Source organism: Flavobacterium sp. DG1-102-2, from assembly GCF_033042555.1.
In the GTDB taxonomy this organism is placed as follows: Bacteria; Bacteroidota; Bacteroidia; order Flavobacteriales; family Flavobacteriaceae; genus Flavobacterium.
Genome location: NZ_JAWLIK010000015.1, coordinates 1 through 16146, shown reverse-complemented (window position 1 = coordinate 16146; position 16146 = coordinate 1). Strand labels below are relative to the sequence as shown.

The following is a 16146-nucleotide window of genomic DNA, read 5'->3' as shown; positions in this document are numbered from 1 at the left end:
ATTTATATATCGGGAAACGTAAAAAATAAGCAAAAAAAAGGCTTTCCGAAGAAAGCCCTTAATGTATGTAAAAACTAATTATTATTAGTTAATAGCTCTTAACCTAACACTTGAAGAGGTTAGAGCACTAGTAGAACTAGCAGTATAAATAGTAGTGTTAAGACTCAATTGTTTAACACCATTAGGGTTAGTAACAGTACCATTAGAGAAAGTTCCTGCTACACCAACAATTAAAGTATTGTTAGTATCACCATCATTATAACACTCTACACAATATAATTGCTGTACACTTGAAATAGTACCGCTATTCTTGTTAGTTCCTTGCGGTGCTAAAGTCACATCTACAAAAACACCTTCGTCAGTGCCGTTTGCAAACGTAGATTCAAGAACACCTGTAAGACGAAGAACATTACAGTCACCATTGTCGTTAACATCAGCTTCCGCAGTACCAATAACTATATCATCCTGATCAAGCACATTGTACTGAGCAATAAATGGAAGGAAGTTCGTAGTACAGTCATCGTTTACAATAAGGAATCTCTTGTATTTAGAATTAGCATCTAATAAACCTAAAGCTACATTTGCATCGTTTATACCTGTCAGGGTGATATCCATTGATTTAGAATCATTTAGAATATCGTTATCAACGATCTGAATTCTAATGTAACCAGTAGTCTCACCGGCAGGAATTGTAATAGATCCAGGAGTAAGAACAATGAAATCAACGCCTTCAACACCTGTTGGATTTGTAATTTCGAAGTTTACCACAACGTCGTTAGACTTTGGAAAAGCCAGGTTAACAGGGATTTCAGAAACTCCAATATTTTCGAAAGCATTGTATCTTAAAGTAGAAACCCTGTCAAAACTTACGAAATTCTGACCACCATAAGTTACAGTATCCTCATCGCAGCTTACAAGGGCGCTAGTACCCAAAGCAAGTAATGCTAATTTTAGAATATATCTTTTCATATTATTTTTTTAATTAGTTAGAATAACCTGGATTCTGCTGAATGTTTGGATTAGCAGTCTGCTCAGTTCTTGGAATTGGCAAAGTAAACCTGTAGTCAGTTGACTCAAGAATAAGCGCGTTGTTGAAAGCATAGTCATTGGCATTTCTGTCAATACCTTTACCAGCAAGCTGTCCTAAACGTTTGATATCAATGTAACGGAAACCTTCAAAAGCAAGTTCAAGCCTTCTTTCATCAAGAATAGCAGCCCAAGCTTCCTGAGCAGACGCAGGAACACTAATGTTGTTGTTAGCATTGCCAAAACGGGCAGCACGCACCAAATTGATTTGAGTAGCCACACCAGTAAAATCACCCGCATTTGCACGACATTCTGCTTTAAGAAGTCTCATTTCAGACATTCTGAAAATTTTGATATCTCCTAATAATGGTACACTTTTAGACTCACCATATTTTCCAACAGGGCGAACATTAAATGAAGGGAAAGCAGTAGGATCGATAATCGCTGCACGTCTGATATCTTCAGGAGATAATTTTTCGTATAAAGCTGTACCTACTTCAAAGAATGCACTACCTGTAGTAGTACTATTAACAGAAGACCAAGCCTGATAGAAGTTACCCGTTGCATCTGTAGGAGCTACAGTACGTATTACTTTGAAGATAACCTCAGAAGTACCACCTGTAACATCTCTAAACATTTTAACATAAGCACTACCCGCTGCACCTGTAAGTGATGCAGTTGAGCCCAGGTTAAGGTTAGTACCTTTAGCTGCTAAAGTATAGTTTCTTGTAACAAGGTTATCGATTAAAGGCTCAGCAACATCATGTTTGCCTCTGTACACTGCCATACGAGCTCTTAATGCAGTTATAAAGTCCCTACAAAGGTAACCTGTAGCGCCAATCTTTCCTGTTGGAAGAGCTGCTTCAGATTCGCTTAGATCTTTTTCGATAAGAGCAAAAACCTCTCCATTTGTATTTCTAGGCAATTTCTGATTTGTTGTAGGTATAAAGTCTACAGCAATAACTCCAAGAGCACTATCATTTTTCAAATCAGGAGAAAAGAAAGTAAGCAATTGGAAATGAGCATAAGCTCTAAACGTTTTTGCTTCAGCGATAACCTGATTGTACGACGAAGTCTCATCAACACCAGCTTCTACATCAACTACAGGAGTAATTGCTGCAGCACCAGCTAACAAACGGTTAGCACGGTTTATCAAAGTATAATTTGACAACCAGATTGAAGCGGCATCACCAGAGTTATTGTTCAAAAGGAAAGCAAGCTCACCATCTGTACCCTGTCCACCGTTTGAAACACCTAATTTAACCTCGTCGGTAAATAAAGATGTAAATACAATAATGTCTTCACCCGGAACCGAAGCATAAACTCCAAGTATACCTGTTTGCAGGTCTGCTACATTTTCAAATGTATCTTCCGGCAAAAGTTCGCTTGGCTGAGTGATATCAATCGCGTCATCACACGCTGATGTCATTATAGCAGCCGCAGCAATATATAAGAATAACTTAATTTTTTTCATAACGATTCGTTTAATTAAAATTGTAATTCAAGACCAACAGAATAAATTCTTGGTGTTGGATACTGATACTGGTCAGCTAGCCTGCTACTTTCTGCATCCCATCCTCTCCATTTAGACCATGTAACCAAGTTTTCACCCTGAACGAAAGCTCTAATAGCTGTAAACGGACTTTTCTCTAAGAATTTCTGAGGAACCTGGTAACCTACACTTGCAAACCTTAGCCTTACATAAGAAGCATCTTTAAGATACCTGTCAGAACTTGCATCAATACCTTTATTTGTTAAAGCAAGAGAAGGAATATCTGTATTTCTGTTATCCGGTGTCCATGCATTTAATAAATCTGTTGATTTATTAGTAATACCAATATCACTTGGATCCTGAAGTCCTTCTAAATCGTAGTCGAATCTCCAGATATCAGCAACATAGTTAAATTGTGTTGTAACGAAGAAACCTTTATAGTTAGCTTCGAAACCAAAACCACCCTGATATTTAGGCGTTAAACCTGTTTTACCTGTAAGCCTTCTGTCAGTCTCAGTGTTTGGATTTTCAGTTAACTGACCATCTTTTGTATAAAATAAAAGGTTACCGTTTGTAGGGTTAACACCCGCATATTTTATAAGGTAGTACTGATTAAGCTGACCACCTACTCTATCAACTGTCAGACCGTTATCAAACTCTTCACCAGGAATAGAGGTAAGTTCATTTTTGTTGTAAGAACCGTTAAATGTAACAGTAAGGTTAAAGTCATTACTTCTTACAAGATCATAAGATAAAAGGGCTTCAACACCACTGTTTCTTAAGTCTCCGTAATTTCCATCAAGAGTGTACTGACCGTTGATAGCTGAAATAGGAGCAGATAGATAAAGATCTTTAGTTGTTTTACGATAAACATCAAAAGTACCTCTAAATCTGTGGTCTAACATTTCAAAGTCAAGACCAATGTTAGCCTGCTCAATAGTTTCCCATTTAAGATCAGGATTTGCAATTTGACCTACTATATAAGTAAGCTGATTTTGGTAACCCCTAACAGAAGCAAATAATGTTCTTGTAAAGTTTGGTGCAGAGAAGATACTCTGGCCTAAGATGTTCTGGTTACCTGTAGTACCATAAGACGCTCTTAATTTAAGCATATCAAATCCGGCACCTTGCATGAATTTTTCTTTATCAATGTTCCATCTTCCAGAAACAGACCAGAAAGTACCCCATTTGTTAGAATCAGCAAACCTGTATGACGCATCCCTACGGATACTTCCAGATAAACCAAATCTTTGATCATAGTCATAATCTGCAGAACCGAAGTAAGAGAATAGACCTGCTGTAGCTTTTCCAGAAGCAACTTCAGGAACATACTGTGTAGGAGTAGCCGGGTCAAAAGGAACATATCCTGCACCATTACCTGGTTCCCAAACTTTAGGATCTAAACCGTTTTGAGTATTGCTGAAAGTTTTTTGGTGAGCTTTGTAATATTCTGTAAACACAGAAGCGTCAAGAGTGTGTTTTTCTGCAAAAACTTTTCTATAATTAAGACTTGTATTTAAATTGAAGTTAAACTGTCTTACATAGCTTTCGCTTTGAGAACCAACATACTGCCAGCCTCTGTTTTCTTTTTCAAACAATAATCTTGTCCAAGAGTTAGGACCCTCATAATCAAGACCTACATTATCTGTATAATCTACACCAGCAGAAGTACCTAAAGTAAGATCATCAGTAAGCTTATAACTACCCTGAACGTTAGCAATAGCTTTAAGCTCATCTGTTTGTATAGCACCTGTATCAAGTCTATTTAAAAGGATAAGTGGAGCAAGTCCAAGAGTACCCTGACCATTAGTATAACCTACACCATCTGGCCTTGTACCTCTTACATACCAGTCAACAAGATCCTGACCGCTTCCGTTATACCAAGACGGGCTGATATAAGGAGCACCAGAGTTAGCAAGAGCAATAGGGTTGTAGTTAACAGAACCTGTACCTACACTCGCAGCCTGGTGGTTTTGAGAATAGTTGAAAGTTAACGAAGTACTATAGTTGAATTTGTTGTTGCTAGATTTACCTGTTAAGTTGTTCCTAAAGTTAAATCTCTTAAGATCTGTACCTCTAACGATACCTTCCTGATCGTAGTAACCAAACGAAGTAAACGAAGAAAGATTCTCGCTACCGCTTGTTAAACTTAAAACGTGATTTTGACCAACACCAGTTCTAAAGAATTGATCTCTCCAGTTTGTATTGATATCATAAGCAGCGATTTGCTCATCTGTCATTGGAGCGCCATTAACACCCCCGTTAGAACCATAACCTCTACCTACACCTCTTTCAAGAGTAAGTAATTGCTGAGAATTCATCACGTTATACTTGTTGTTTTGCATTTGGGTAAAACTTGTTGTCCCAATATACTTAACATTTAAAGGAGCATTATAACTACCTCTTTTTGTTTTTACGATGATAACACCATTAGCACCCCTGTTACCATAGATAGAAGTAGCACCTGCATCTTTAAGCACAGATAACGACTCGATATCATTTGGGTTAAGCGATTTAAAGTTATCAGCATTCAATGGCACACCGTCTATAACATATAGAGGCTCGATATTACCATTGATAGAACCAAGACCCCTTAAGATTACAGTACTTGATGCACCTGGCTGACCAGAACCCGTAGAGATATTCAAACCAGGAACCTGTCCCTGAAGCGTCTGAATAAAGTTAGCATTCGGTCTTCCTTCAATTGTTTTTGAAGAAATCGTAGTACTGGCAATGTTTGATGTAGCTCTGGTTGCATTTCTATAACCCTGAACAACCACATCTTCTAAGATCCTTGGATCGTCGCCAAGCTTAACAGAGATAACATTAGAAGCACCCACAGTAATTGTTTGCGGAGCCATACCCACAGATGTGAATACTAATTTTTGCCCTTTTGTAGCAAGGATGGAATACTTACCATCAAGATCAGTTTGTGCACTTTGCGTAGAACCCTCCACTACCACGTTTACACCTGGTATCGGAAGACCCTGGCTATCTGTAACGATACCAGAAATGGTTCTCTCCTGCGCAAAGGAAAACTGAATAAAAAACGCCAATAGTAGCGTAAAAATCCAAGTAAACTTTGATTTCATATTTAATTAATTTGAGTTAGTTAAGTTGCAAATCTATTAATTTATTTTAATATAACAAACTTTTAACATTGCACAGCAACGCTAAATTTTCATTTTTTTTTAACGTAAATGCAAAATCCACAACATATTGATAATAATTGACAACATAGCGCATCTTTTTTTAAATTAAAAAGAAACGTCAACAAAATTGTTAACGTTTCTTAATTAGATGCAGCAACATTTAAAAGGTTGCGTCGTTTATGTATAAAATTTAGAGAAAAATTATTTAATTATAATTTTTTCCACTTCTGTCTTACCACCGTTTGTTATAGAAACCATGTAAAGGCCTTTAGCTAAGTCCTGAACATCTACCGTATTTTCCACACCTGTTAATTGAGCAGACTTTACAAGTCTTCCCTGAACATCATAAAAAGCAGCTGACGCCCCTTTTTCTAAATTATCTGCAAAAGAGATATTAACTATGTTACTTGCAGGATTTGGCCAAACACTAAACATTTTATTTTTAACATCTTCAAGTCCGGCAGGCGCGCTTGTGATACCCGACACAACCAGTGAGTACTCCTGAGATGGAACCGCACCTAATCCAGGGTTAACCAATGTTGTTTTTTTATGAGAAATAGTTATAGTGTAAATACCCGAAGCGTTTGGCACTTCTACTTTTTCAATATTATCTACATTATTTGGCCCATCATTTACAGCGATGTAAGACCCATCGTTAGACAACCTCCAAGGGTAATGTGTACCTGAAGCATTAGTCACAGTAATATCAAGGTTATTAATCTGAACAACAGCCGCAGAACCGTTAGCTCCGGCAACAGCTGCAGGATCAGTCCACGAAAGGGTAGCGATAAGCGGCTCAGTACCTGATGCATTTACCTGATAAGTATAGGTAGTTCCAGGCATTAAAACAAGCTCTTGTATTTTTGCACTAGTATTTTGTTTATCTGCTGCAAGAATTTCTGCAAAGCGTTTAGCGTTCATAAGACCCCATCCAAATTTTGGATCCGGGCCCGGAGCATCACCAGCCTCGTCTGCGCAATGGGCTACAAGCGCCCTGACAGTAGCAGATCTCATAAAATGTTTAATTCCATCCTCCGTTTCATGAAGAAGTGAATAATATTGCTGAAGCAGTGTTAAACTTCCTGTGATACCAGGAGCAGCCATAGATGTACCCTGCTCAAATGCGTGGGCTGTATTTCCCGTGTTTGAACACGAATATACCGCAAGGCCCTTTGAAGATATATCCGGTTTTATCCTATTATCATTAGAAGGACCGTAACTTGTAAAATCAGCGGCATGAACACTAGATGCATCAACATAACTATCAACCTGAGCTATAGCAGCTACAGCGATTCCGTTTTTAGACAGAGAGCTATCTGTTAGCCTGTCGTAAGTACCATCCCCATCATTACCTGCAGCAAAAACAGGTTGATAATAAGGAGCATCAAACATTAAGCGGTCCACCTGCCTTGCTGTATCATCATAAGTTCCCCTGTAAAGCTGTAGGTAAGATTCAGGAAACAAAGCCTGATTTGTTCCGTAAGAATGATTTGACAGTATATAACCACCGGCAGCAAAACCAGCCATTTCTCCGGCATCAGAATCAAAATTAAAATTTAAGGTATTTGCATTTGTCGCCATACCTTTCGAAGTCGATGCGCTATTACCATTACCTATCACGGTACCGGTAACATGAGTAGGGTGATAAGCTACATTACCACTTGTATCACCATTACTTGTTCTACCGATAAGGTCGGCATGCGTTGGCAAGGGATATCCGCCATCCCAAATACCTACAAGCATAACGTCGCCGTTCTCATATTCACCTGTTAAGTTCAATCCTAATGATCCTCCTACCTGAAGAGCGTTAGTTCTTGATGTAAGTGCAGAACCAACATTATACGTACCTGTATAAAAAGGTATACCGTCTTTAATTTTAGTAAGACGGGAAATACTTCCATTTTCTCCTTTTATAATCAACGGCAAGTTATTTGCCTCAGCAAACTTAACGGCTTCAGCATAGTCAGCCTCATATTTAGCAGTAAACTCCGCCGATAGTTCTTTAAGGCTTCTAGCCTGATTTTCGGTTACAGGAGCTTTAGCAAATTTTGACTGTGCGCTGGCACACAAGCTCCCTCCTAACATTGCTGCAAGGATAAAAAGCTTCACAGTATTTTTTTTCATAACTGTTTTTTTAATTTAATTTAATAGTAGTTAACAAAGCAAATTTTTTTGGTATTCTAATTTTTTGTTAAAAAAAAGAAAAGCAAAAATATAAATTATTCTATATCAACACCTCTCTCAATTGTGTTAAATTTACAAATTCTTAAAAAAGCTTTATAATTAAGCACATACATTATACTTTTGAGATTCTATATATTTACGATTATAATCTTTCTTTAGTTTTATGCTTTTAATCAATTATTCAGGATTACTTGTCGAAACCGGAACAGACGAAGCCGGAAGAGGCTGCCTTGCGGGACCGGTAACTGCAGCTGCAGTTATCTTGCCTCATGATTTTACCCATGATCTCTTAAACGATTCAAAACAACTCTCCGAAAAAACAAGGGAGAAGCTACGCCCCATAATTCAGGAAAAAGCAATTTGTTATCACGTTACAAATATCGAGCCTGAAGTTATCGACGAGATAAATATTTTAAATGCATCTATAAAAGCCATGCAGCAATGCATTTTAAATTTAAACCCCGTTCCTGAATATATCATAGTAGATGGTAACCGCTTTAAGCCGGTAAACGATATCCCGCATAGCTGCATCGTTAAAGGCGACAGCAAATATCTTAGCATAGCCGCCGCATCTATTCTTGCCAAAACGCACCGGGATGATTACATGAACATGATACATGAAGAATACCCAATGTACAACTGGAAGAAAAATAAAGGCTACCCTACGATGGAGCACCGTGAAGCAATACGAAAATACGGCATTACCAAATACCACCGCAAAACATTTAGGTTACTGCCGGAACAGCTTGAAATGGATTTTGGTTTAGATTATATTGGGTAGCATATATTATAGGTGTAACGCTTCTTTTTTCTGCTGCACAATTTCGGCCCCAAAAAGCTGCGCAAAATATTTAAGTACTTTTTGCTTTACTTCTTCTTCGTCAACCTTTTCAACACCAAGCTCGGCATTTAGTGTCGCCACTGCCTTACCTTTTATGCCGCAGGGAATTATATTATCAAAGTATCCAAGGTTTGCATTTACATTAAATGCAAAACCGTGCATTGTTACCCATCGTGAGGCACGCACACCCATTGCACATATTTTACGCGCAAAGGGCGTTCCCGCATCCAGCCATACACCGGTTTCTCCTTCGCTCCTTGTACCACGAAGGCCATAATCGGCCATGGTAAGAATAATTACTTCTTCAAGAAAACGGAGGTACTTATGTATATCTGTAAAAAAGTTTTCAAGGTCAATTACCGGATATCCTACTAACTGGCCCGGGCCGTGATAAGTTATATCCCCTCCCCTGTTTATCTTATAAAAAGTTGCCCCTTTGGCTTCAAGCTGTTTTTCATTAATAAGAAGGTTCTCTATATCGCCGCTTTTGCCTAATGTATATACGTGAGGATGCTCAACAAACAGTAAATGGTTAGGCGTTTCTAATGAAAGCTCTTCTCTTCTGTTCCTTATTTTTATATCAACAATTTCCTGAAACAGTGTTTCCTGAAATTCCCAGGTTTCTTTATAGTCTTTAATCCCAAGGTCTGTAAACTGCACTTTTTTATTCATCTTCATTAACGCTAAAAATCGTTACACAAATTTACAAAACTTATCGATAGGGTTTACACTTAACGATACATAACAATTATAACAGAAAGCGTTACGAAACGCCGATTGATTATTTGTTAATAATGATTATCTTTGCGGGCTTAAAAACATTATAAATCATGCAGCTTTCAGAACAAGAAATTATTCGTAGAGAAAAACTGGATGCGCTGAGAAATCTCGGCATCAATCCTTATCCCGCAAACCTTTACCCTGTAGACACTACGTCTAAACAGGTAAAGAACGATTTCTCTGAAGGCAAGAAGGTTGTCGTTGCAGGGCGTTTAATGTCAATCCGCGTTCAGGGTAAAGCAGCTTTTGCCGAAATCCAGGACAGCGAAGGACGTGTACAGGTGTATATTAACCGCGATGAAATATGTCCGGGTGAAGACAAAACACTTTATAATGAAGTATTCAAAAAACTTATTGACCTTGGTGATTTTGTAGGTGCAAAAGGAGAACTTTTTACTACACAGGTAGGCGAAAAATCTATCCGCGTTCAGGAACTTACACTGCTAAGCAAAACACTTCGCCCGCTGCCAATGCCTAAAACAGATGCTGACGGAAAAGTATTTGACAGCTTTAGTGACCCTGAGCTTCGTTACCGCCAGCGTTATGTTGATCTTGTTGTTAATCCGCAGGTAAAGGAAGTATTCGTTAAAAGGACAAAACTATTTAATGCAATGCGTAACTTCTTTAATGACAAAGGTTATTTTGAAGTTGAAACTCCTGTACTACAGCCTATTCCGGGTGGTGCAGCAGCAAGGCCATTCATTACACACCATAACAGTCTTGATATTCCGCTTTATATGAGGATCGCTAACGAGCTTTACCTTAAAAGGCTTATTGTAGGCGGTTTTGACGGTGTCTATGAATTTTCTAAAAACTTCCGCAATGAAGGCATGGACAGGACGCACAATCCTGAGTTTACCGCAATGGAAATATATGTAGCTTATAAAGACTACAACTGGATGATGGAATTTACAGAAAACCTGCTTGAGCATTGTGCTACAGAGGTTAATGGTACTACAGAGGCTACTTTTGGCGAGCATAAAGTTGACTTTAAAGCGCCTTATGCACGTGTAACCATGACTGATGCTATTAAACAATTTACAGGTTTTGACATTACCGGTAAAACGGAAGAAGAAATATATGAGGCTGCTAAAGGCATGGGCATCGCAGTTGACGATACTATGGGTAAAGGCAAGCTTATTGATGAAATCTTTGGTGAAAAATGTGAAGGTAACTTTATACAGCCTACATTTATTACCGATTATCCAAAAGAGATGAGTCCGCTTTGTAAAGAGCACCGCGATAACCCTGAACTTACAGAGCGTTTTGAACTTATGGTTTGCGGTAAAGAAATTGCTAATGCATATTCTGAACTTAACGACCCTATTGACCAGAGAGAGCGTTTTGAAGCACAGCTTAAACTTTCTGAAAGAGGAGATGTAGAAGCCGCCCAGTTTATTGACAATGATTTCCTTAGAGCGCTTGAATATGGTATGCCACCTACATCAGGATTAGGTATAGGTATGGACAGGCTAATTATGTTCCTGACAAACAACCCGTCTATACAGGAAGTATTATTCTTCCCGCAAATGAGACCTGAGAAGAAACAGGTTGAACTTACCGAAGACGAAAAAGCAATTGCTGAAATAGTTAAGGCAAGCGGCCTTCTTGCCCTTGATGCACTTAAAACCCAAGCAGGTCTAAGCGGTAAAAAGTGGGATGCTGCAATGAAAGGACTTGCAAAACACGGACTTGTAAAAGTTACGCTTGAAGGCGAAACTAAAACCGTAGAATTTAAAGGATAATTCATCCGCTTACATAAAAACACAAAAGGCTGCCAGTGGCAGCCTTTTTTCATATATCCGCTATTCTGGCTATTCTGATATGTGGCTATTGAAGATTTCGTCTGCCATACTTCGTTTTTTCACCTTCAATGCCATTTCTACTATAGCAAACAATAAAAAAACGTTACCCAACAGCTGCATGTATAATGTTATTTTTTCGCTAAGGCTTATACACACATCATTTACCTGAACCTGCATAAATACATCGTCGCTAAACAGTCCCGGCAAAAGCAGTATCAGTATAAGGGCAAAACATACCAACGCATAACTTTGCGTTTTATAGTATATCTTAAAATCCCTCCATAGCGATTTCCTATGCTTATAACATCTTATTGCGGTAAAAGAAACAATACCAATACCGATACAGTAATACAAAAGATAATCGGTCTTTTCCCTGAACCAAACTCCCTGTTCTAACAATAGCAGATAACAGGAAATTCCGAAAAGGATATTGAAAATACTCTGAAAGCCATCTGACCTTCCCGATAAACTGTATTTAAGCGATATAATACTGCTTACAATAAGTAATACAGTCTGCGTTTCATCTATTATTGAATAGCTGCTTAAAGTACCAACACCAAAAGCCTGTAACGCATCCTGACGTATAAGATGCACAACAAGAAGCAGAAGAAGAGTATAAAGAAATATTTTCTCGGCGTTGTGAAGTATGCTTTTTTTCACATTCACTTCACGATCCGTATAAATAAAACGCTTCTCTTCTTCTGTCCTGTTGGTACCTACTATTTCTTTAACAATTGTAGTCTTATGTTTTCCAACAGATATTTTTGTAATTACCCTCATAATTTCACCTATCCGCGCGCTCTAATCTGTGTCGTTTTAGGAGTGTGCAAAAATACGCAAAATTTCATTCAAACATAAATTATCTGAACTACAAAAAAACTAATATTCATCGCCTTACAGGCTGTAATTCAGGTTTACAGACCATCTGTAGTTGGCTTCAACCCTGCCTCCTGTAAGGTTTTGAGCTATTGGCAACATCCCATTTACCCCTACCGAAAATCTACCTGTACCGGCCTCAAGACCTACCTTTCCAAAAAGGACATCACCTTTGGTGTCAGGGACATCTTCATCAAACTGTTTATTGGTTGCATATACTTCTCCTGCTAACCCCGCCTGGGGTACAAAAGTGAATTTTGAACCTTCAAAAACATAGAATAATGTACCTGAATAATTGAACTGGTTACCAAACCTGTAATGATCCTCGTTTTCGGTTTTATAGATATAATTTACCGTTGCATTCAGTCCAAGATCTTTATGCCTGATAACATATTCTGCTGCCAGCAGGTAATCCCAGCTTCCTGTACCCACTTGAAAGCTCGGATTAACCGTTCCTTTATTGTCGGCATCATATTTACCGGTAGGCGCTTTTACACCACCACCAAGTTGAAGTGTATGTACAAACAGTGTACTGTCAGTCATTGTCTGGTATACGGTATACATGCCCAGCACTGTTATATCGCCGAGCCCATCAATGGTCTGTTCACCTGTAGACAATTGCCTGTTATGAAAATGATAAGGCAGCTGCGCAGAAACCTGGAAATTCTTAAACACTGGAATTCTTGCCCACACCTGTACAGTATTAAAATTTTCGTCGATCCACGGTGAGTTATTAAAAATACCGTCACGGCTGGTATAACTCTGGTTAACATACCTTAACCCAACGAAATTCTTATTAAGCATGGAACTAAAACCCATACCCCCTCCACTTGCAGAACATCCGCAGGCATCGCAGTCGTAAAGCATCTTTTTAAAGTTAGGTGGTGGCGTACCTGCAAAACTAAACTTGCAGGCCATTAATAGCACTATCATATATTTTTTCATTTTTTAAGTCTTGTAATAGAATAATGGATTTTTAATAAAATCGTCATCGGTAAGCGTCTTGATAAAAGCAATCACAGCTGACTTTTCATCTTCTGAAAGCGACAACCCTAATACCCCGTTTTGATTCAGTATTGGATCGAGCGTAGCCGAATCTTTAACGCCTGAAGAGTAAAAATTCAGCACTGATTCCAAACTGCCAAAACGGCCATCATGCATATAAGGAGCGGTTAACGCAGCATTACGCAGGCTTGGTACTTTAAACTTATAACGGTCTGCAGGAAAACCGGTAACCACTTCCCTGCCCTTATCATCAAGGTTAGGATTTGGCGGCAGCCCATTATTCCTGAAGGCACTGTCTGTAAACAAATCCGTTTTATGGCATGACGCACATTTTTGCGAAAAGACCTGCATTCCCTGCAACTCCTGAGCGGTCATTGCACCTCCCTGTTCATTACGCACATACTTATCGTATCTTGAATTTGCCGATACCATCATGGTCATGAATTGCCCAAGCGCTTTCAGTGTATTTCCGGTCGAAACCTTTCCATCTTCAAACGCTTCTTTAAATAGCTTTACATAAACAGCATCTTTACTAAGTTTTGCCGTGATTCCTTCCATTGTTTCTGCCATTTCAACAGGGTTGTGTATAGGCACAATGGAGAGCATCTCCATATTGTTTGATGCCCCGTCGTAGAAATACTCGTTTAAAAAAGCCAGATTTTGTATCGCGGGAGCATTCCTTATACCTATCCGGTCATTGATACCGTGGCTTAAGTCGTGTCCGTGATGTGTAAATGCATACCCCTGCTCATGGCAAAATGAGCAGGATATGGTGCCATCGGAAGAGAGCCTTCCGTCATAAAATAATTTACGGCCAAGCTCAAAGCCTCTTTCTGTAGGATAGTTGAGTTCAATATTCTGCACCGCTGCGGGAAAGTTTGAAGGAACTGTAAAGTTCATTCGCTTATCTACATAGGTATAATCATTATTATCATCGCTGCATGATAAAAGGCCGAGCGATAGCATCATAAACAGAACACTTTTTCCAAAAAGACACATAAATTTATTCATCATGTTCTCCGCCAGCTCCGTTATGAACATGGTCTACCTCAAACATCTTAAGAGAGTTATTGGCAATATCTATAAGATTCTGCCCTCCCATTATAGCGCTCGATGTTCCTGCCGGGTTCAGGTTATCCTTTAGCCTTATTTTTGTATCGCCATCCAGCAGCACATTCACGTTAGTTTTAAGGTGTATACTTGGCTTATCGCCCTGCCTTATACGTGCCGTCGTCGGCAGGTTAAGGGTAACCTCTCTGTAATTATCTGTAGCGGTGTTGCTTCCCTGATGTACCTGAAATTCTTTTGAGCCATCTACTCCTGGAGCTGTAAATGTTCCTTCAAAAAGGATGAACTTATACCCGGTACTCCATGTCCATACCATTTCGTACTGTGAAGCAAGATCCCAAAAGCTTTGCTGGGCTGTCTCTCCCTGAAGGTATCGTTCCTGGTCTACGCCAATACCAAACCTCACTTTTTTATAATCTCCAGCCGGAATGTTATGAAGATCTACCGTTTTTCGGCCGTCTGCCTCACTAATTACAAAATAACTTTCGTTTTTAGGATATGTAAATTCCGAACCGTCTTCTTTTATAAAAACGATATTACTCACAATGTAATTAAGTTTGTTTATAGTAAGTGTCTCTCCATTAGAATTAGTATAAGATGTGCCCAATACCAAGGCATCGCCTGCAACACCATTGTCAAAATACAACTCGGCGTTTCCGGTTGTACCATCTACAGGCCTAGTGCTTTCATCGTCATTACTACATGATACAAAAAGTGTGGCCGCTGAAAGTACAGCTGCAAAATATTTAGATTGAAATTTCATTGATTTATTTTTTAAAGTATACGTTTATATTGCCGGAGACAAGGGTTTCCGGATAATTTTGGACACAAAATGCCCTATCATGCAGTTTTAATGCATAACATAGTACTAACTTTAAGAAATATAGAGAGGAGGATGAAAAATTGAAACCGTATCGCTGTGCGTATACAGGTTGTTGTAAATGGTTTCGTTTTTCACTACTGGAAATGTAGCCGGTCGTGAAAAACTGAATGAATAAAATGCCTCGCAAATTAAAACTTCTGCATCATGCTGAAGTGATTTCCTCTCAGAATCCTGCTTTTGCTGTTCTGCCGCTTTTGCAAGTTCCTTCATAAGGTGACACTTACCATTGCAGTGCATTTGAGGTTTTGCTTTGTTAACGCATAATTCATTAACGATATAATCATAATTAACAATGTAATCTAAAACCGGGAGCACCGGCTTTACCAACATGAATATTACGATTATGAATATACCTTTTTTCACGAGGCAAATGTAAGTACCGATTCCCGTTAAAAAAAATAACCCTTAAACATTTTTATGCAACGGGAAACAAATCAGGCTATTGAAAAAAATGAGATGAAAAGACAAAAATCATAACAGAAGATATTTTTTTTGTGTAAAGTTTTGAGTTAATACTCAAATTAATTAGATTTGAGAAAATTAAACATAAACACTAAACTTACAAATTTTAAATCATGAAGAAAATAATTACTCTTTTTGTAATGTTGCTTGCGTTTGGTGCGACGGCAAATGCACAACAAAAATCGGCTGAAAAAACAGCTAAACAGGCAGAATACGCTAAAGCCAAAACTGGTTTTAACGAAGCTGCGACTAAAGACGTCGCTACTTTATCTGAATTTGTAAAACTTACATCAGAACAGAAAGTAAAACTTCAGTCAATCTTTGCTGAAAAACACAATCTTCACGCTCAAAACCTAAGCGACCAGCGTAAGTCTATCGCTAAACAAAGCATTGAAGCTTCTTTCAAATCTACACTTACACCAGATCAATTATCTAAAGTGGAAGGCAATACGCAATTAATGCAGACACTTCTAACGATCTAATTTAATTAGAACAAATGACTAGTCCTAAAATAGGTTGACTATTTTTGATTATACAAATTTGGTAAAAGTTCAGGCATTTTCAAGATGTCT

13 protein-coding genes are annotated in these 16146 nt (G+C 38.5%); 3 read left to right on the top strand and 10 right to left on the bottom strand.

Annotated elements, in window-relative coordinates; all coding sequences use genetic code 11:
- Positions 1–84 precede the first annotated feature (84 nt).
- From R1T16_RS17100 to R1T16_RS17085, 4 genes are all read right to left on the bottom strand, one after another.
- Positions 85–969, bottom strand: coding sequence for a Calx-beta domain-containing protein (locus R1T16_RS17100; protein ID WP_317502353.1), 885 nt, complete (start codon positions 967–969; stop codon positions 85–87).
- Positions 970–982: 13 nt separating this feature from the next.
- The gene (locus R1T16_RS17095; RefSeq protein WP_317502352.1) at positions 983–2500 is read right to left on the bottom strand and encodes a RagB/SusD family nutrient uptake outer membrane protein; all 1518 of its coding nucleotides are present in this window, start codon (positions 2498–2500) and stop codon (positions 983–985) included.
- A 14-nt stretch (positions 2501–2514) separates the two neighbouring features.
- Positions 2515–5610 (bottom strand): SusC/RagA family TonB-linked outer membrane protein, encoded by a 3096-nt coding sequence (locus tag R1T16_RS17090; RefSeq protein WP_317502351.1) that lies wholly within the window; start codon positions 5608–5610, stop codon positions 2515–2517.
- Positions 5611–5871: 261 nt separating this feature from the next.
- Entirely contained in the window at positions 5872–7794 is a 1923-nt protein-coding gene (locus R1T16_RS17085) for a S8/S53 family peptidase (protein ID WP_317502350.1), read from the bottom strand.
- Between the two features lie 223 nt (positions 7795–8017).
- Between R1T16_RS17085 and R1T16_RS17080 the strand changes: the two genes are divergently transcribed.
- The gene (locus R1T16_RS17080) at positions 8018–8635 is read left to right on the top strand and encodes a ribonuclease HII (protein WP_317502349.1); all 618 of its coding nucleotides are present in this window, start codon (positions 8018–8020) and stop codon (positions 8633–8635) included.
- A 6-nt stretch (positions 8636–8641) separates the two neighbouring features.
- On the opposite strand, the gene lipB is transcribed toward R1T16_RS17080, so the two are convergent.
- Positions 8642–9367 carry a lipoyl(octanoyl) transferase LipB gene (gene lipB / locus R1T16_RS17075; RefSeq protein WP_317502447.1) on the bottom strand — a complete coding sequence of 242 codons (726 nt, stop codon included), beginning with the start codon at positions 9365–9367 and terminating at the stop codon, positions 8642–8644.
- Positions 9368–9525: 158 nt separating this feature from the next.
- Between lipB and lysS the strand changes: the two genes are divergently transcribed.
- Positions 9526–11220 (top strand): lysine--tRNA ligase, encoded by a 1695-nt coding sequence (lysS, locus tag R1T16_RS17070; RefSeq protein ID WP_317502348.1) that lies wholly within the window; start codon positions 9526–9528, stop codon positions 11218–11220.
- Between the two features lie 69 nt (positions 11221–11289).
- Here lysS and R1T16_RS17065 read toward each other — a convergent pair whose 3' ends face one another.
- The 5 genes from R1T16_RS17065 to R1T16_RS17045 all read right to left on the bottom strand — a co-directional run bounded on the left by R1T16_RS17065 (position 11290) and on the right by R1T16_RS17045 (position 15475).
- Positions 11290–12060 (bottom strand): hypothetical protein, encoded by a 771-nt coding sequence (locus tag R1T16_RS17065; protein ID WP_317502347.1) that lies wholly within the window; start codon positions 12058–12060, stop codon positions 11290–11292.
- A 114-nt stretch (positions 12061–12174) separates the two neighbouring features.
- Positions 12175–13089 (bottom strand): transporter, encoded by a 915-nt coding sequence (locus tag R1T16_RS17060; protein WP_317502346.1) that lies wholly within the window; start codon positions 13087–13089, stop codon positions 12175–12177.
- 15 nt (positions 13090–13104) lie between these two features.
- Complete coding sequence (locus tag R1T16_RS17055) at positions 13105–14130, bottom strand: cytochrome-c peroxidase (RefSeq protein WP_317502345.1); 1026 nt, start codon at positions 14128–14130, stop codon at positions 13105–13107.
- A 34-nt stretch (positions 14131–14164) separates the two neighbouring features.
- Complete coding sequence (locus R1T16_RS17050; RefSeq protein ID WP_317502344.1) at positions 14165–14992, bottom strand: MbnP family protein; 828 nt, start codon at positions 14990–14992, stop codon at positions 14165–14167.
- Positions 14993–15103: 111 nt separating this feature from the next.
- The gene (locus R1T16_RS17045; RefSeq protein WP_317502343.1) at positions 15104–15475 is read right to left on the bottom strand and encodes a hypothetical protein; all 372 of its coding nucleotides are present in this window, start codon (positions 15473–15475) and stop codon (positions 15104–15106) included.
- Between the two features lie 212 nt (positions 15476–15687).
- Between R1T16_RS17045 and R1T16_RS17040 the strand changes: the two genes are divergently transcribed.
- A complete protein-coding gene (locus R1T16_RS17040) occupies positions 15688–16056 on the top strand; it encodes a hypothetical protein (protein ID WP_317502342.1) in 369 nt (122 codons plus the stop codon).
- The last annotated feature ends 90 nt before the right edge of the window (positions 16057–16146 follow it).